Raw genomic sequence first — 17,239 nt, 5'->3', positions numbered from 1 at the left:
AACGCCGTCGGTGAGCTGATGCCTTGGACCGCCGTGGCCTGAGCACACCGCTTACCGACGAGGAACGACTGGATATCCTGAACGAGGCCTTCGCGCCTGGCGCCTGTGTTGCTGAGGTCGCCCGGCGGCGCGATGTGTCGACGGCGCTGCTCTACACATGGCGGCGTAAATTGCGCGATGCTCACGCCGAGCCAGAACCAGATGATTTGGCGGCTCCTGGCTTCGCGGCGGCGGTGATGATCGAGGATGTGGACGTTGCTCCTTCCGGCCAGCAACCCGCGATCGTCATCGATCTGGCGCGCGGCAAGCGGATCAGCATCTTTGCCTCGGCATCGCCGGCGCTTGTGGCGTCGGCGCTGAAGGCCCTGCGATGATTCCTGCGGGTGCGCGGGTGTGGATCGCGATGGGGCACACGGATATGCGCAAGGGGATGCAGGGGCTGGCCTTACTGGTCCAGCAGGGTCTCAAGCGCGATCCCCATGGCGGCGATCTGTTCGTATTCCGCGGGCGCGCCGGATCGCTTGTGAAGCTCATCTGGCATGACGGGATCGGCATGTCGCTCTACGCCAAGCGGCTCGAGAAGGGTCGGTTCGTGTGGCCATCGGCGAAGGACGGGATGGTGTCGCTGACAGCCTCGCAACTCGCCTGCCTGCTCGACGGGATTGACTGGCGTAACCCGCAGTATTCTTGGCGTCCCCAGAGCGCTGGATAGAGGCGTCGTTTTCCTACCCCGCGGAGCATTTTGCGCTTCATTTGGGCGGGTTTCTGTGATTCCATCATGGTTATGGAAGCCGCCGTTTCGCCCCTTCCTGACGATATTGAAGCGCTTAAGGCGCTGCTGGCGAGCGCGACCCGGCGGGCCGATGAGGCCGAGGCCAAGCTCGCCAACGCCCATGCAAGGGAGAGCGCCACCGAAGCCGTGATCGCGCACCTCAAGCTGCAGATCGCCAAGCTCAAGCGCGAGCAGTATGGCGCCAGCGCCGAGCGCACCCGCCGCCTTCTCGATCAGATGGAGTTGCAGCTTGAAGATCTCGAGGCCGACGCCGCCGAGGACGATCTGGCTGCCGAAGCCGCGGCCGAGAAGACCTCTACAGTCACCGCCTTCGAACGCAGGCGGCCGGCTAGGAAGCAGTTTCCCGAAGAACTTCCGCGCGAGCGGGTCACCCCCCAGCTCGCGAGGCTCTCGCGCAACCACGACCTAGCCAAGGCCATCAACTATATGCTCCGGCGTTGGAACGCCTTCACCCGTTTCCTCGACGACGGCAGGGTCTGCCTTACCAACAACGCCGCCGAACGCGCGCTGCGCTGCGTACCGCTCGGCCGGAAGGCGTGGCTGTTCTGCGGTTCCGACCGCGGCGGACAGCGCGCTGCTCTCATCTACACGCTGATCCAGACCGCAAAGCTCAACGATGTCGATCCACAAGCCTGGCTCGCCGACGTGCTCGCTCGCATCGCCGAGCATCCAGCACGCAAACTCGACGAACTGCTGCCTTGGAACTGGCAGCAAGCACGACGCTCAATCACCGCCTGATCCGACCTGCGCCGCGGCCCTCACCGGATGGATACCGTTGACTTGAAGCCGTGCACGGTGATCGCATTGCGCCCCATGCGCCGCAGCAGCGTGCACATCGCCATGCCCGGCAGCTTGCCCCCGATAGGGCTGGAAACAGTGAAGCCACTGCTTGATGAGAGTGCGACGCACGCAGAGAAAGCGGGGACCTGCAGCCGAACACAGCCGGTAGGGCGGCGACAAATGCCTTCCTCTCAGAAGGTGTCTTCGTGATAGCTATGTGATTGCTGGAGCAGTGCTCGGCGCCAAACCTATGCGCAAAAGACACTCTAAAGCATTGAAAAACATGGTGGGCGGTGAGGGGCTCGAACCCCCGACCCTCTCGGTGTAAACGAGATGCTCTACCAACTGAGCTAACCGCCCGGCATGCCGGAACCCGGGCGTTTACGGGATTTTTCCGGGGCGTCAACCGGCGCTGCGTGCGGCCCTTGCGCATGGATAGGTGCGCCTTTTCCGATCTGGACACATTTCGTTACCGACAAGATGCGATGGGGCAATGAAATGTCATCATCTGGGGCGCGGCACTTTCCAAACGCCGGAGTATCCGCCCATGCTTCTTGCCGCACTTGTCCTTGCACTGCCCCAGCCCGCGATCGACCGGATCGCCCTCGCCCCGTGCAATCCCGATCCGATGAAGAGCCTTGGCTGCAACGCGCAAGCGCATGCCCCCGCCGCTCCCCGGCGCGAGGCGCAGGTGCCGATCGCCTGCAACTCCGATCCGCTGAAGGGTGCGGCCTGTCATGCGCATGTCGCGCTGGCCCGCGCCGAAGCCCGGCGCAAGTCCGAGCGGCAAGAAGAGCTCGCCTCCGCTGCCGACTGAACGGCCCCACTGCTTTACGGCGGGGGCTTGCCGCTCCTGCCACCCCATTCTAGGTTTGCGCCCCTGCCATGACCGCTCCCTCCATTCTTCTTGTCGAAGACGATGTTTCACTGCGCATGCTCACCGCGCGCGCGCTCCGGGAGAACGGCTATGCCGTGCGTACCGCTGCGACGGGTGCGGAGATGTGGGTCATGCTCGATGCGGAACCGGCCGAACTCGTCGTGCTCGACATCATGCTCCCCGGCGTCAGCGGGATCGACCTCTTCCGCAAACTCCGGCGCCAGAGCGACGTGCCGATCATCTTCGCTTCCGCGCGCGGTAGCGAGGAAGACCGCGTGCTCGGGCTTGAACTGGGCGCGGACGACTACCTCGCCAAGCCCTACTCCACGCGCGAACTGATCGCGCGGATCGGCGCGGTCCTGCGGCGCGGCGGCGGCGACGGGGTGCCAAAAAGTGATGAGCGCACAAGCGAGGTCCATTTCGACGGCTGGACGCTGTCGCTCTCGCGCCGCGAACTGCGCTCGCCCAGCGGTGCGATGGTCGATCTCACCGGCGCAGAATTCGATCTCCTCGCGACTTTCGTGAGCCACCGCCAGCGCGTGCTGGGACGCGAGCGGCTTATCGAGCTTTCGCGCACCCGGCTGGGTGACAGCTCCGACCGCAGCATCGACGTTCTCGTCAGCCGCCTCCGGCGCAAGCTTACCGCCAGCGGGGGCGAGCCTCCGATCGTGACGGTTCGCGGCGTGGGCTACATGTTCAAGGCGGAAGTGCGCCGTACTTGAAACGCCTCCGGCGCCTGGGACTGACCGAGCGGCTGCTGGCAATTCTCCTGCTGGTCGCGGCGATCGACTTCCTCGCCAACACGTTCCTGTTCGACTCGGCGACAACCACGGCAGTGCAGCGCGACGATGCTGCGCGTATCGGCGAGCACCTTGCGCTCGCCGCCCGCGCCGTGTCGCGCGAGGCACCACTGCGGCGCGGCGAGGCGGCCCGGGCGCTTTCGGGCGAGCGCTTCGCGCTCGTCTGGCTGCCAGATGCCGAAACAGCGGACAGTGCGCGGGACGATCCAGCGCTTGCCGCGCGGGTCGCCGCGGCAGTTCCCGAACTGGCCGCCGGGGGCGGCCGCCTCACCGTTCGGCACAGCCCCGACAGCCGCGATGTCGCGGGCACGCTCGCGCTTCCGGGTGGCGGTGCGCTGGCTTTCCGGACTTACGCCGGCGAGGTGCGGCTGCAGCTCTCGTTCTGGCAGATCCTGCCGATGCTGCTGCCCACGCTTCTGCTTGGCGGCCTTGCCTGGCTGATGTTTCGTGCCACGATGCGTTCGCTGCGCGCGCTGGTCGCAGCGCTGCGGCATATCGAGACGCCCAGCCCGCGCAGCCTGCCGGAACAAGGCCCCGACGAAGTGCGCCGGCTGATCCGCGCCTTCAACCAGATGCAGCGCCGCATCCAACGCCAACAGGCCGAGCGCACCCAGTCGATGCTGGCGATCGGCCACGATCTGCGTACGCCGCTCGCGCGTCTTCAGTTGCGGCTCGATAGCGCCTCGCTCGAGGACGAGACCCGTGCTGAGCTGGAGCAGGATATCGGCGAGATGCGCCATCTGCTCGAATCGCTTCAGGCCTTCGTCGAGGCCGGCGGCTCGCAGATCCCGCCGCAGCGCATCGATATCGCGATCATGGCCGCCACACTGATCGACAGCGCCGCCGACCAAGGCCTCGACGCACGCTACGAAGGGCCCGAGAGCTTCGAGATCACCGCACGGGCAGTATCCATACGCCGGGCGCTTGCCAATCTGATCGACAACGCGCTGCACTATGCCGGCAATGTCCGCGTTGTGCTGGCTGGCCATCCCGGGGCGGTCGAAATCCGGGTGGAGGACGATGGGCCAGGCATTCCCGAGGACCGCATGGAGGAGGTTTTCCAGCCGTTCTTCCGCCTCGATACGGCCCGTGCGCGCGATACGCCGGGCATGGGGCTAGGCCTCTCGATCGTGCAGGCCGCGGTGCGGCTCGAAGGGGGCATGCTGACGCTGGCCAACCGGCCCGGCGGCGGGCTCGCCGCCGTGATCCGCCTGCCCTCTGGCGAGGACTGAGGCCGCTCGGCTCAGCCCCCGTTGCTCGCTGTTGCAAAAACGCCGCAGACCTATTTTTTTGCACTGCAGCAAGCGTAGCAATATTTAGAAATCAATCAGCAATAATTCAGCAAAATTGTAGCGGTAAGTATTACGGCAACGCTGATGACGTGGCACCGGACAGGTGAGATGCCACGCTGAAGCGGCGCAGGCAGGAACGGTATCCTTAAGCTCGGGCTTGGTCCCAGGGAGGTCGTTTCAGATGAAGTTCCGTCTTGCCACCATGGCACTTATGACCGCCGTTTCCACGCTGGCTGCAACCGCAGCGCACGCCGAGGAAACCGCGCCTCCCCCGGCCATAACCGTCTCGGGCAACGTTGCACTCGTCTCTGACTACCGCTTCCGCGGCGTCTCGCAATCGAACGGCGGCGCGGCGCTGCAGGGCGGCATCACTATCAGCCATGAGAGCGGCGCCTACGCCGGCTTCTGGTCGTCGAACCTCGCCGGTTGGGGTACTTTCGGCGGTCCAAACCTCGAGCTCGACCTCATCGCCGGCTACAAGTTCCCCGTCGCGAGCGGTGCCGCACTCGACGTCGGCCTGACCTGGTACACCTATCCCGGCGGCGCCAGCAAAACCGCCTTCGCCGAACCCTACGTCAAGCTTTCGGGGACGGTGGGGCCGGCCAGCCTGACCGCCGGCGTCGCCTATGCGCCCAAGCAGCAAGCGCTTGGCAGATGGTACAACACGGGCGCCTCTGCGGCTGCCGGGGTCTATGACAACCCGGGCGACAAGAAGGACAACCTCTACATCTGGACCGATGCCGCAGCCGGCATCCCGTCGACTCCGGTCACGCTCAAGGGCCACATCGGCTACTCGAAGGGCAACTCGGGCCTCGGCCCCAACGGCACCAGCGTCGCACCAACCGGCAAATACATCGACTGGCTGCTCGGCGCCGACGTCGCCGTCGGCCGGGTCACGCTCGGCATCGCCTATGTCGATACCGACATCAGCAAAGCCGAATCGGCTTACCTTTATCCCAACTTCTCCTCGACCAAGGACGGCTCGTCGATCGCCGGCTCCAAGGCCGTGTTCTCGATCAGCGCCTCGTTCTGATCGCCTGACACGCTTTCTCAAGAGGTACGCAGCCTGTCCCCCCGGCCCGCAAGGACCGCGGGGACCTTTTTTGCGGAGCAACCTGCTGTGCGCATGGGTAATGTCCCGAAGGCAACAAACGGCCCCGGAGTTTCCTCGCGGGACCGTTCCAATCTGACAGGACACTGTGGTGCAAAGGTAAGGGCCGTTTAAGGCGCGAGCCTCCCGGTGAAGCGGGGGGTACCAGAAAGCTCGCGCCCCTTTTGCGACCGCGAAGAGGAGCCAGGCTCCATCGACCCGATGGCGAGGAGGTGGGCTTCCCGCCCCCGGCTCTCAACCTGTCTCAGAGGGCAATGGCCGGGCAGATGCTGCCAAAGCGGCGCGGTCGCCCTAAAGGCCCGCCTCGATCGCCATGCGGATCGCATCGGCGCTGGTGCGCACACCCAGCGCGCGCAGCACGGCGGCGCGGTGAAGCTTCACCGTGCGCTCGCTGAGCCCGAGTTCGTAGGCAATCTGCTTGTTGAGCCGCCCGGCGGCGATGCATTCGAGGATCTCACGCTGGCGGCGCGAAAGTGCCGCCACCTTTTCGCGCGCTTCGACGGCGCGCGAGCTCGGCACGCTGTCCGCCGCGCCGACGATCTCGACCTGGCTGCCGAGGAACCATTCCAGCTCGCCCGCGGCATCGAAGATCGGCGCGACCATCACCGCGTTGCGGAACGGGGTCCCGTCGCGCTTGTAGTTGAGCAGCTCGACCATGACCGGTACCCGCTTGGCGATGCCGTCGCGCAGTTGCGCGGTAAGTTCAGGCTCGGTCCCCGGGCCGCGGAGGAAGCGGCAGTTGCGCCCGATGATTTCGTCGCGGCCATAGCCGGTCAGTTCCATGAAGGCACCATTGCAATCCACGATGGGATTGTCCGGCAGACGGGGATTGCTCACCACCGCCGCCACGAGACTATTTTCGATCATTGCGCCTATTGCCATACTCTTCCCCTTCGGCTCCCGCGCGTTTCGCGCAATTGCCCTTAGGTCCATGTTCCCAAAAACCGGCCCTAACCCGATCTTTAGCGCCAAGAAAGCCGCTTGGGTAACCCTTTTGCGTCGGTGCCATTATCAGCGCCGAGAGGAGTTGTGCTCTTTTCCTGCGGCAAGGCACGGGCATGCTGTCTGTGCTGGTCACCCACTCGCCCCAGGAGCGCACCTCATGAATTACGTCAGCCACGAATTCGAAGCGCGCGACGAGGACGGCAAACTCGTTGTCCCCGAACCGGTGCAAGAGGCCATTCGCACCCTGCTGCGCTGGGCCGGAGACGACCCGGACCGCGAGGGCCTGTCTGATACGCCGAGCCGCGTTGGCCGTGCATGGCGCGAATACTGCGCTGGCTATGAAGAGGATCCCGGCCAGCACCTGCGCCGCACTTTCAGTGAAGTGGCGGGCTACGACGAGGTCGTCCTCCTGCGCGACATCCCCTTCCAGTCTCACTGTGAACATCACCTCGCCCCGATCACCGGCACTGCCTCGATCGCCTACCTCCCTCGCAACCGCGTGGTCGGTATCTCCAAGCTCGCCCGCGTGCTCCACGGTTATGCCCGCCGCCTGCAGATCCAGGAGCGGCTGACCAGCGAAGTCGCGCAGTGCATCTGGGAAAACCTCCAGCCGCACGGCGTTGCCGTGGTAATCGAAGCGCAGCATGGTTGCATGACCGGGCGCGGCGTGCGTACGCCCGGCGTTGGCATGGTGACGAGCCGCATGCTCGGCTGCTTCCTTGACGACGCCAGCAGCCGCCGGGAGGTCCTGTCGCTGATGGGCCGCAAGTAACGGCTGACACCGTGATGCGCAGCGTAGCAATCATCGGGGCAGGCATGGCCGGCCTCTCCTGTGCCGAAGTTCTTGCCAAAGAAGGCTGGCAGGTCACTCTGTTCGACAAGGGCCGGAAGGCCGGTGGACGGATGGCCTCGCGCCGGCTCGATACCGGGCATGGTCCCGCCACCTTCGATTTCGGCGCACAGTACTTCACCGTGCGCGATTCCGGCTTTGCTGCACAAGTCGCGCAGTGGGCCGAGGCGGGGCTCGCCGAGCGCTGGCCCGAGGCGGGCGGCGACGCCTGGATCGGCGCGCCTGCCATGAACGCCGTGTTGGGCGATATGGCTGCACGCCACGACGTGCGCTTTACCCACCACGTCAGCGGTCTGGCGCGAGAGGGTGGTCGCTGGCGCCTGCTGGGCGAGGGCATGCCGGGCGAGCAATTCGACGCCGCCGTGCTGGCGCTACCGGCCGAACAGGCCGCTCCGATCCTTACGCTTCACGATTTCGAACTGGCGCGCACCGCTCTCTTCGCCCGGTCGCAGCCGTGCTGGTCCGGCATGTTCGCCTTTCCCGATCCTCTCACCCACGGACCGAACATCTTGCGCGATCACGGCATCCTCGCCTGGGCCGCGCGCAACAGCGCCAAGCCAGGCCGCGAAGGGCCCGAAAGCTGGGTGGTGCAGGCCACGCCCCAATGGTCGACAATGCATCTCGAGCGCACGCCCGAAGACATCGGCCCCTTGCTCCTTGCCGCGCTGGGAGAAGCGACCGGTGCGCCGGTTCCCGCACCGCTCGCGCATTCGATCCACCGCTGGCGCTATGCGCTCTCCGCCGGAACCGGGCTCGGCTGCCTGTGGAACGAGACGTTGCGAATCGGCGCATGCGGCGATTGGCTGCTTGGTCCCCGCGTTGAATGCGCATGGATTTCGGGCCGGACTCTGGCCAAACGCATGCTCGGTGCTGCGCGCGAGGCGGCCTGACGGAAATATTTTGTCGCGCAGCGGGCCGCGTCTCCGCGCCCGGCAGAACGCGGCATGCGACGGTAAATTTTTTGCACCCCGCACCCACGGCCAGTCCGGCTCGATACAACACACCGCTGCGCGTTTACGCATTGGCAGGAATTTTCGGCGACCTCGTCCCCAACTCAACGGGCGAGGACCCTACCAATGACCGATCTCTTCAAGTTCGTGATCGATGGCGACAAGGTTTCCATGTTCAAGGTCGAGGACAAGGACGACGAGCCGGTCCGCCTGCGCTCCAACCAGACGCTGACGTTCGACCCCGCGACGAACGACGTGACGCTCAAGACCACCTTCGCCGATCACATCGCGCTCGGCCTCTTCCACCAGACGCCCGACACGAGCGATGATCCCTCGCTCTATGTCGGCGGCGGCCTTTCCTTCACCACGCTCGACGGCACGCCGGTGCGGCCGGGCGACGGCGGGCATGGCAACGACTCGTCGGAGGGTGTTTCCGACGACAAGGACCTCGACGGCAATCCCAACGATGTGATCCGTGCCGGAAACAGCGGCGGTGAGCATCGCGGTGGCGGCGGCGACGACCGCGTCGAAGGCGGTCGCGGCAACGACAGCCTTTTTGGCGACGATGGCAACGACCATCTCAATGGTGGGCGCGGCAACGACGACCTCCACGGCGGCATCGGCGATGACGTCATGACCGGCGGGATCGGCACGGACACGCTTTCGGGCGATGACGGCAACGACAAGGAAGCCGGCGGCGCGGGCGATGACCATGTCTCGGGCGGCGCGGGCAACGACGTTGTCGCCGGCGGCGAAGGCAATGACACGGTGACCGGAGACGACGGCAACGACAAGGTCTCCGGCGGGCAGGGCAATGACGACGCCAGCGGCGGCAACGGCAACGACAAGATCGACGGCGGCCTTGGCGACGACCACGTTTCGGGCGACTCGGGCAACGACGTCCTGTTCGGCGGCGAGGGCAGCGACACCCTTTCCGGCGGCGCCGGCAACGACCGCGAGGAGGGCGGGATCGGCAACGACAGCCTCTCGGGCGATGCAGGCAACGACAAGCTGGACGGCAGCGCGGGTGACGACACGCTCCATGGCGGCGCCGGCCGCGACTTGCTGCGCGGTGGCCTCGGCGCGGATACCTTTGTGTTCACTGCGGGCGATTTCGCCGCCGGCTTGAGCAAGAGTGCGGACCTGATCCTCGACTTCAACCACACGGAAGGCGACAAGATCGACCTCTCGGCGCTCGACGCAAGTCTCGGCACCGATGGCGACCAGGCCTTCAGCTTCATCGGCACGGCGGCCTTCAGCAAGGTTGCGGGCGAGCTGCGCTACGTGCTCAAGGGCGACAATGCCTTCGTCGCAGGTGACCAGAACGGTGACGGCGAGGCCGACTTCGTGATCCGCCTCGACCACGTGGCGACGCTGGATGCAGCAGACTTCGTGCTGTGATGCGCAGCTGAAAGTTCCCGGGAGGGGATGCGAGGGGCAGGACCGCGGACACACGGCCCTGCCCTTTGGCTATCTGCGGGCGGGAGCGTGGTCGTTCAACTGATCCAGTCCGTGCCGATCCCCACAGGATCCACCTGCCATTGGCCGCCGGTTCTGGTCAGCGTGAGATGGTACCCGGCACCGCAGATCGAGCAATGATCCTTGAAGCCAACCAAGGCAAGCGTCGACTTTCGCCCTCCCTCGTCCATCTCGAGAAATTCGGGCGGACTGAACACCAGTTGATGATGGCAATCGGCGGCGCGCCTCGACCGGGGGATGGCCGCCAGCGCTTCTGCGGGCAAACCATCGACCTTGGGGAAAGGCAGCAGGCGATAGGTAGCCTTCCCGGATTCCGATCGGGTCCATTCACCGGACTTGCCGGGAAGGGGAGTCAGGGGCGGCTCGAAGCGGGCGGAGAAACAGGCATCGGTCGGGACCTTGCTGGACTTTGCGGCCTCCTCCACCGCAGCCTTCAGGACCGTGGAGACATCATCGGGGCCAATGGTCGGCGCTGGTGAACACCCGGCCAGACAGGCTGACAATGCCCACAAGGGAGGCCGGCGCGGCGGGCGGTTCTGCATCGCCAGACCTTGAGACAACCACCAGCGGCGGTCAATCGGGGCATCTGGCTGCTTGGGGCGGCGCCCATGCTGCGGATGGTGTGGGCGCGGGCCGGAAGCCTGAGCCGGTGGGATTGAGCCCAGCGCCCCGCACAGCTAGACTGGGCGGCATGAAGAGCGAGCACCCCGCCATCAAGATCAAGCTGCAGATCCTGTGCGGCGAGGCGATTGCCATGGGGCCGGGCAAGGCGGACCTGCTCGACGCGATCGCGGCGGAGGGTTCGATTTCCGGCGCGGGGCGGCGGATGGGGATGAGCTATCGGCGCGCTTGGCAGCTCGTCGACCTGATGAACCGCTGCTGGCAATCGCCGCTGGTCGAAACCTCGCCCGGCAGCGCGCGCGGCGGCGGAGCGCGCCTCACCGCGGAAGGGACGGCGGTGCTGGGCGACTACCGCGCATTGCAGGCCGCGCTGGACGCGCGCACAGGTCATGCCGACGCGGCGACGTTGGCTGCGCGGCTGAGGGCGCGGCCCTTGCGCAGCCAGGCCGAACGGGGCGAGGCATCCCGGGAGGGCTGAGCCTTCGCTGATGCGCGGCAATGGCCTGGTTCGGAAGGAATGGGGTTTCTCGCAGAGACGCAGAGGAAAAGGAGATCGCCGAGAGGTCAAGTTTCCGGCGAAGCTGTGCTGTGATCGTTCCGGGGAACCGATCTTTGAGCGGCGCGCGCCGCGAAGCGCTCTTTCTTTGCGATCTCCTTTTCCCCTGCGTCTCTGCGAGAACCTTTTTCTTGTGAGCACCAAGCGTTTAGCACAAACCGGCTCCAGGCCGTCCACACGCCCAACCCGAATTCGGGGCCGACGACCGGACGGATCTCCCCTATCCCAACTCCGCACGCCCTGTGCCCGACACCGGCTGGATCAGGACGGACGCCCGATGAGCCGAGGGCTGAAAGGGCAATCTCTGGCCCAGGGCCCCACGCCCTAGACCAGCGTCGCCGCTGCTGCGCCAAGCTCGGCGAAGTAGCGGGCCATGGCATCGGCCGCCTTGTCGGTCAGCGTGATGAAGGCGCGGCGGCGGTCGGTTTCGTCATCGACGCGCTGGAGCAGGCCGGCGTCGGTCATCTGGCCGATCCAGCGGAGCGCGGTTGTCGGCGGGACGCCCGAGGCGATGCACAGCGAGGTGACCGAAACGCGCACATGTTCGGCACGCGCGGCGGTGAGATCGAGCAGCATGTCCCAAGCTACTCGAGATTCCTCACGAGCTACTGATTTTCCTTCCTAGTTTATGTGCCTCCAGCAAGGGAAATGGCGCTTTCCCACGCGAACACACCCTTGCCTTACCCATACGAAACCTGAGGCTTGCGCACATCCGACTTTAAGAACGCTTGGGTTATGGGTGGGTGTAGTTTTCATCGAAACTGTCACTGATGATGCTGGTCAGCGCGCTGATGGGCATCGAGCGGATGCAGGCGACTTATGCCTACGCCGTTGCGAACGAGTACCGGTTCTACAGCTACGGCGATTCGAGCCTGTTGATACCCTGATCAACATCGCCTCGAGCGTCTCACCCGTTTCCGGCAGTACCTGAGACGCCAGCGCAATCGCCATGATCTGCGGGCAGCAGGCACAGCGTCACGATGGTACCGTCAGAACCGCTGGCGACATCGAGCCGAGCTCCCAGGTCATCTGCGCGGCGCTGCATGATCTGGAAGCCATAGCTGCCGTCCCGAGGTTCCGCTCCGCCACGACCGTAATCGCGGACAGTCAGGCAGGGGTGATCGGCGCGGCCATCGATCCGGACAAGGGGGGAGCCGGAATGCTTTGCTGCATTCATCACCGCCTCCTGCACCAGGCGCAGAACGTGTTGCAGGTGCATGGGGCGCATCCACGGTGTGGCTGGCAGATCGGCGACGTCGCACTCCACAACAACGCCGAAAGGCCGGACCTGCCGTCGCAACTGCGGCAGGAAGCTGGCTATGCCTTCGGCCAGTTCACCCTCGTCTCCATTCATAGCCGTGAGCGCGAGCCGCAGTTCACTCATCGTGTCATGGAGCATCTGGTCGACTTGCTGCAGGGAGCTCGAGCCCGTGCGGCACATGGCCATGGCCGAGATCAAATGGTTGCCCACACCATCGTGCAATTCGCGCATCAGTTGTTCGCGTTCTGTTTGCAGCAAAATGCTCTGTTCACGCCGATGCTGTTCGGTCAGGGCTTCATTGATCCGGATTTCTGCCAGTCGCAGTTCTTCGGCAATCCGCACATTGGTGCTGTCCACGGCCCTTACCGCCGCGATGGATCGCCGCAGCAAGCGGAACGCAATTGTCAGCAGCAGGCCATTGGCAATCGATATGCCCGCGCCGACGCTGGCAGCTTCACCGTTGAACCGGGCGACGAGCTGGTTGTACATCATTACCAGAACAAACGCGCACGGGATCAACAAAATCACGTTGTCCAGATTCGCAGAATGAATGGATGATTTAAATATAAAATAAAAACAAATCAAATAACATAAAAAAACATAAATAATAAATATCGTAAATGCCCAACTGTTGGGTGCGTTTAATAATACCGCAAGGGCAGCTAGAGGCATTATCAATATGACAGGGGCAAAATAGAAAAATGATCGACGGATTTTTTGATTCAAATATCCGTCGATAGCCGGCAACATCAATCCTGATTGCAGCATTGGAGACAGCAAGGCTAACCGCATCGTGGTTGCCGAGGCCATGGATACGGGAAAATACAGCAACAAGACCCGTCCGCCAAAAATTCCAAATATCACCGCAAAAAGCAAAAAATACAAATGCCTAGTTAAATAATGATAAATTAAAACAAAAATAATTGCAGCACAGATAAAAATTACGGCACTAAATTTTGGAATAATTTCATAAAATATCACAGAAGAAAAATATATATTTCGCAAAATTGAATTTTCACCCAAAAATATTGTAATTTTATTTTTATTATTATTCGAGGTGGCGTCAGTCAATTTCAGAATGTTTGTGCCGGAATGCAGCAAATCAGGGTCGATTTCATCAAAAAAGGGCATCGGCAGCGCATTGGCAAACCGCATGGTTGGCGCGTGCCGCGAAAACAGTGTTTTGCCGTTCAGCGTGACGGTCATGACCGGTGATGTCGAAACAAAGTACAGCGCAAGGTTGTGCGGAATGTGCTTGCCGATGCCGATCTCATACTCGGCGATCCCGGCGACATTTGGCAATGCCGAAGTGCCTGGACGCCGTAACAAGGCCAGCGCCTGCGGCGGCGCGGGTGCCAGCCAGGCTGAGTGAATGCTCAACAGCGCAATCAGCAGGCCCAGCAGGACGGCGGACAAGCCCTGGCGCCAATTGGTGCCCTGCCACACTGCCAGCAATCGTGTGGAAATCATGGATTGACCAGATTGCGGTTGATCGCCTGAAACACCGCTGCGCCCCGGTTGCGGACTTCCAGTTTGCGGTAAATGGCCTTGACGTAGTCTCCCACCGTGTGGGTGGATATGCCGAGCCGGGTGCCGATATCGGCGTTGCTCAGACCTTTGGCGATGAATTCGAGAACTTGCAGCTCACGCGTGGTCAGCGCGGCGCGGGGCGGAGCGGCCTGCACGGTCTCCTGCGCGTCAGCCTGAAGCAAGCGGACAACGTGGCGGGCCACGGCGGGAGACAGCGTCGCATCGCCGGCCATGAGATCCCGAATGAAGTGAGAAAAATCCTCGGGCAGATCATCCTTCAGCACATAGCCGCTGGCACCGGCCCGGATTGCGGCCACAACGGTGGCTGCATCGCCCAAGACCGAAATGACCGCGATCTTGGTATCCGGTAAATCCTGCCGTGTTTCCTCGATCAGCGCCAGGCCATTGCCATCGGGCAGCCCCAGATCGGTGATCACCACATGCGGCCGATGGTGTGCCAGGGCCGCTCGGGCCTGGGCAAGCGTCCCCACAGCGGCGACCACCTGCAGATTGGCATGGCGCTGCAGCATATCCCGCAACATCTCGAGGACCGCCTGCTGGTCTTCCACCAGGACAACGCGAAGAGGGCTGGGCATCGAACCGCTCCTGGATGGATCGCCGGTTGCCCCGCAATGGCAAGTTCCCTGATCCACAAGCGCACGCCTCTACCGCATATCCTGCTGATCGGAAACTCCCGCAAACAGGGGGGCAATGCCAATGGGGTGGGTGCTTAAGTAATTGCTGCGGTTGTTTTTTTGCCCCCCCCGGAACGCGGGATACCGCTCGCCCGCGCCGATGGTATATCGCGCTTCGAGTTCTGTTCTGGCGCTCTGTGCTCCGGCGACGCCAGGCATCCCGTCCAAGCACAAGGTTCACTGACATGCCGATTCCTACGACGCCCTTCGCCCCAGTTGGCACCGAGTTTCTGGTCAACACCACGACGGCAGGCTCTCAGTCCGAAGCACACATCACCGCCCTTGTGGATGGCGGATTCGTGGTCACTTGGGCTTCGATGAACACGTCGACCTGGGCGACCTCCATCAAGGCGCAGGTGTTCAATGCCGATGGCTCGGCGAACGGAAGCGAGTTTCTCGTCGCTGCAAATATGTTCCAATCTGCGGTCGCCAGCCTTGATACGGGCGGCTTCGTCATCGCGGGGCCCGGTTCAGCGCAAGTTTACAACGCCGATGGCTCAGCGAATGGCGCGCAGCTTGCTCTTCCCAATGGTATCGAAGACGTTGCGATTACCGCCACTACTAACGGTGCCTTCGTGATCAGTTGGACGGACTGGTCAAATGGTTCCGAAATCTACGCGCGGGCTTACAGTGCCAATGGTGAGCCAAACGGCAATGCATTTCAGGTTAATACCATAACAGATGGCTATCAGTATAGTTCAAATATTACAGGCCTCGCTAATGGAGGATTCGTAATAACGTGGCAGGACTCTAGCGACTATATCAACACCGCAACCAACGTAAAGGCGCAGGCTTATAACGCCGATGGCACGCCGAATGGTGTCGAGTTTCTGGTCAATACCCAGACAGACAGTCTTCAGTTTAAACCTGCGATCACTGGCCTTACCGGTGGCGGCTTCGTAATAACATGGAACGACGCTAGCGACTATTACAACACCGAATTCAATGTCAAGGCGCAGGTTTATAACGCCGATGGCACGCCCAATGGCGGAGAGTTTCTGGTCAATACCAACACATCGGGGGAACAAGCTGACGCCAAGGCCACAGGTCTTGCCGACGGCGGTTTCGTGATCACATGGGTAGACGCTTCCGGCTCTACAAACTCGGCCTCCGAGATCAAGGCGCAGGCCTACACCGCCGATGGCACGCCGAATGGCGACGAATTTCTGGTCAATACCAATACATCGGGTTGGCAAATACAGCCCGATATCGCGCGCCTTGCCAATGGCGATTTTGTGATCGTTTGGGCTGATCCCAGCGGCGCGCTTGGCGATACGGATTCTAATGGCATCAGCGCCCAGATTTTCGACGGCCCGGCTGCATCGCTCATCAACGCCGCGCCGGTCATCACCAGCGATGGCGGCGGCGCAACCGGCGCTGTCTCGATCGCCGAGAACGGCACGGCGGTTACCACCGTCACCGCGACCGATGCAGACACCGGCGCAACCCTCAGCTACTTTCTCTCTGGCGGGGCCGACAAGGATCTGTTCCAGATCGACGTGACCACCGGTGCGCTTTCGTTCAAGGTGGCACCGAACTTCGAAGCGCCGGCCGATGCAGGCGGCAACAACGTCTACGACGTGGAGGTTCTGGTTTCCGACGGCTTGCTGGATGACACGCAGGCCCTCGCCGTGACGGTCACCAATGTGAACGAAGCCCCGGTGATCACCAGCAATGGCGGCGGCGCAACCGGCGCTGTCTCGGTCGCCGAGAACGGTACGGCCGTCACCACGGTGACCGCGACCGATGCGGATGCCGGCGCAACCCTCAGCTACTCGCTCTCGGGCGGGGCAGACAAGGACCTGTTCCAGATCGACGCGACCACCGGTGCGCTGTCGTTCAAGACGGCACCGAACTTCGAAGTGAAGGCCGATGCGGGCAGCAACAACGTCTATGACGTGGTTGTGCAAGTCTCCGACGGCTCGCTGACCGATACACAGGCCCTTGCGGTTACCGTTACCAACGTCAACGAAGCGCCGGCGATCACCAGCAATGGCGGCGGCGCAACCGGCGCTGTCTCGATCGCCGAGAACGGCACGGCGGTCACCACTGTCACCGCGACCGATGCGGACACCGGCGCAACCCTCAGCTACTCGCTCTCGGGCGGGGCCGACAAGGACCTGTTCCAGATCAACGCCACGACAGGTGCGCTGTCGTTCAAGGTGGCACCGAACTTTGAAGCAGCAGCGGATGCTGGTGCCAACAACGTATACGATGTGATCGTGCAGGTATCGGACGGTTCGCTGACCGATACACAGACGCTAGCCGTCACCGTCACCAATGCGAACGAAGCACCGGTGATCACGTCCAACGGTGCTGGAGCTACTGCGACAGCTTCGATCACTGAAAACTCCACGGCGGTCACTTCGGTTACCGCCACGGACGTCGATGCTGGTGCCACGCTGGCCTACTCGATTTCGGGTGGTGCTGATGCTGCGTTGTTCAGCATCAACGCCACGACAGGTGCGCTGTCGTTCAAGTCTGCACCGAACTTTGAAGCAGCAGCGGATGCTGGTGCCAACAACGTATACGATGTGATCGTGCAGGTATCGGACGGTTCGCTGACCGATACACAGACGCTGACCATCACGGTAACCGATGTGCTCGAAGCCACCAACCCCGTCGGCACGTCGGGCAAGGATACGATCATCGGCACGTCCGGTGCGGACAGCCTCTACGGCCTTCTCGGCAACGACACG

16 protein-coding genes, 1 tRNA gene and 2 pseudogenes are annotated in these 17,239 nt (G+C 63.1%); 13 read left to right on the top strand and 6 right to left on the bottom strand.

All coding sequences use genetic code 11. The annotated features are described in order from the left end of the window. The first annotated feature begins 23 nt into the window (after window positions 1-23). The 3 genes from WCL10_RS19725 to WCL10_RS19715 all read left to right on the top strand — a co-directional run bounded on the left by WCL10_RS19725 (window position 24) and on the right by WCL10_RS19715 (window position 1,531). A complete protein-coding gene (locus WCL10_RS19725; protein ID WP_336897354.1) occupies window positions 24-374 on the top strand; it encodes a transposase in 351 nt (116 codons plus the stop codon). Then, window positions 371-712: an IS66 family insertion sequence element accessory protein TnpB gene (gene tnpB / locus WCL10_RS19720; protein ID WP_281824558.1), complete on the top strand. Its 342-nt coding sequence runs from the start codon at window positions 371-373 to the stop codon at window positions 710-712. The genes WCL10_RS19725 and tnpB overlap by 4 nt, the downstream gene beginning before the upstream one ends. 72 nt (window positions 713-784) lie before the next feature. Beyond that, window positions 785-1,531, top strand: a complete 747-nt coding sequence (locus WCL10_RS19715) for a transposase (RefSeq protein ID WP_336897353.1) — start codon at window positions 785-787, stop codon at window positions 1,529-1,531. 326 nt (window positions 1,532-1,857) lie between these two features. Here the strand turns inward: WCL10_RS19715 and WCL10_RS19710 are convergent. Continuing rightward, window positions 1,858-1,933: transfer RNA gene (locus WCL10_RS19710), tRNA-Val, on the bottom strand. Between the two features lie 187 nt (window positions 1,934-2,120). Between WCL10_RS19710 and WCL10_RS19705 the strand changes: the two genes are divergently transcribed. The 4 genes from WCL10_RS19705 to WCL10_RS19690 all read left to right on the top strand — a co-directional run bounded on the left by WCL10_RS19705 (window position 2,121) and on the right by WCL10_RS19690 (window position 5,575). Next, on the top strand, window positions 2,121-2,390 hold the full coding sequence (locus WCL10_RS19705) for a hypothetical protein (protein WP_336897352.1): 270 nt from the start codon (window positions 2,121-2,123) through the stop codon (window positions 2,388-2,390). Between the two features lie 68 nt (window positions 2,391-2,458). Beyond that, window positions 2,459-3,172 carry a response regulator transcription factor gene (locus WCL10_RS19700; RefSeq protein WP_336897351.1) on the top strand — a complete coding sequence of 238 codons (714 nt, stop codon included), beginning with the start codon at window positions 2,459-2,461 and terminating at the stop codon, window positions 3,170-3,172. After that, window positions 3,169-4,482: an ATP-binding protein gene (locus WCL10_RS19695; RefSeq protein WP_336897350.1), complete on the top strand. Its 1,314-nt coding sequence runs from the start codon at window positions 3,169-3,171 to the stop codon at window positions 4,480-4,482. The genes WCL10_RS19700 and WCL10_RS19695 overlap by 4 nt, the downstream gene beginning before the upstream one ends. 241 nt (window positions 4,483-4,723) lie before the next feature. Continuing rightward, window positions 4,724-5,575: a TorF family putative porin gene (locus tag WCL10_RS19690; protein ID WP_336897349.1), complete on the top strand. Its 852-nt coding sequence runs from the start codon at window positions 4,724-4,726 to the stop codon at window positions 5,573-5,575. Window positions 5,576-5,944: 369 nt separating this feature from the next. On the opposite strand, the gene WCL10_RS19685 is transcribed toward WCL10_RS19690, so the two are convergent. Next, on the bottom strand, window positions 5,945-6,535 hold the full coding sequence (locus WCL10_RS19685; RefSeq protein WP_336897348.1) for a LuxR C-terminal-related transcriptional regulator: 591 nt from the start codon (window positions 6,533-6,535) through the stop codon (window positions 5,945-5,947). A gap of 220 nt (window positions 6,536-6,755) precedes the next feature. Here WCL10_RS19685 and folE point away from each other — a divergent pair, with 220 nt between their 5' ends. The 3 genes from folE to WCL10_RS19670 all read left to right on the top strand — a co-directional run bounded on the left by folE (window position 6,756) and on the right by WCL10_RS19670 (window position 9,799). Then, the gene (folE, locus tag WCL10_RS19680; RefSeq protein WP_336897347.1) at window positions 6,756-7,370 is read left to right on the top strand and encodes a GTP cyclohydrolase I FolE; all 615 of its coding nucleotides are present in this window, start codon (window positions 6,756-6,758) and stop codon (window positions 7,368-7,370) included. 14 nt (window positions 7,371-7,384) lie between these two features. Beyond that, complete coding sequence (locus WCL10_RS19675; protein WP_336897346.1) at window positions 7,385-8,338, top strand: FAD-dependent oxidoreductase; 954 nt, start codon at window positions 7,385-7,387, stop codon at window positions 8,336-8,338. A 186-nt stretch (window positions 8,339-8,524) separates the two neighbouring features. Beyond that, the gene (locus WCL10_RS19670; RefSeq protein WP_336897345.1) at window positions 8,525-9,799 is read left to right on the top strand and encodes a calcium-binding protein; all 1,275 of its coding nucleotides are present in this window, start codon (window positions 8,525-8,527) and stop codon (window positions 9,797-9,799) included. A 95-nt stretch (window positions 9,800-9,894) separates the two neighbouring features. Here WCL10_RS19670 and WCL10_RS19665 read toward each other — a convergent pair whose 3' ends face one another. Then, window positions 9,895-10,419: a hypothetical protein gene (locus WCL10_RS19665; RefSeq protein WP_336897344.1), complete on the bottom strand. Its 525-nt coding sequence runs from the start codon at window positions 10,417-10,419 to the stop codon at window positions 9,895-9,897. Between the two features lie 149 nt (window positions 10,420-10,568). Here WCL10_RS19665 and WCL10_RS19660 point away from each other — a divergent pair, with 149 nt between their 5' ends. Then, window positions 10,569-10,976: a LysR family transcriptional regulator gene (locus WCL10_RS19660; RefSeq protein WP_336897343.1), complete on the top strand. Its 408-nt coding sequence runs from the start codon at window positions 10,569-10,571 to the stop codon at window positions 10,974-10,976. A 402-nt stretch (window positions 10,977-11,378) separates the two neighbouring features. On the opposite strand, the pseudogene WCL10_RS19655 reads toward WCL10_RS19660, so the two are convergent. After that, window positions 11,379-11,639, bottom strand: a pseudogene (locus tag WCL10_RS19655) (winged helix DNA-binding protein); the annotation flags it as partial. A 173-nt stretch (window positions 11,640-11,812) separates the two neighbouring features. Between WCL10_RS19655 and WCL10_RS19650 the strand changes: the two are divergent. After that, a pseudogene (locus WCL10_RS19650) lies at window positions 11,813-11,941 on the top strand (S-adenosylmethionine:tRNA ribosyltransferase-isomerase); the annotation flags it as partial. 20 nt (window positions 11,942-11,961) lie between these two features. Here the strand turns inward: WCL10_RS19650 and WCL10_RS19645 are convergent. Together WCL10_RS19645 and WCL10_RS19640 are read right to left on the bottom strand one after the other, a co-directional pair. After that, window positions 11,962-13,731: a hypothetical protein gene (locus WCL10_RS19645; protein WP_336897342.1), complete on the bottom strand. Its 1,770-nt coding sequence runs from the start codon at window positions 13,729-13,731 to the stop codon at window positions 11,962-11,964. A gap of 50 nt (window positions 13,732-13,781) precedes the next feature. Further along, window positions 13,782-14,414: a response regulator transcription factor gene (locus tag WCL10_RS19640; RefSeq protein WP_336897341.1), complete on the bottom strand. Its 633-nt coding sequence runs from the start codon at window positions 14,412-14,414 to the stop codon at window positions 13,782-13,784. A gap of 311 nt (window positions 14,415-14,725) precedes the next feature. Between WCL10_RS19640 and WCL10_RS19635 the strand changes: the two genes are divergently transcribed. After that, window positions 14,726-17,239 (top strand): cadherin domain-containing protein (locus tag WCL10_RS19635; protein WP_336897340.1); only part of this gene is annotated, 2,514 nt, incomplete at its 3' end.

The organism is Novosphingobium sp. (assembly GCF_037133355.1).
Lineage (GTDB): Bacteria > Pseudomonadota > Alphaproteobacteria > Sphingomonadales > Sphingomonadaceae > Novosphingobium.
The sequence above is the reverse complement of the archived record's forward strand: the minus strand, read 5'-3'. Positions and strand labels throughout refer to the sequence as shown.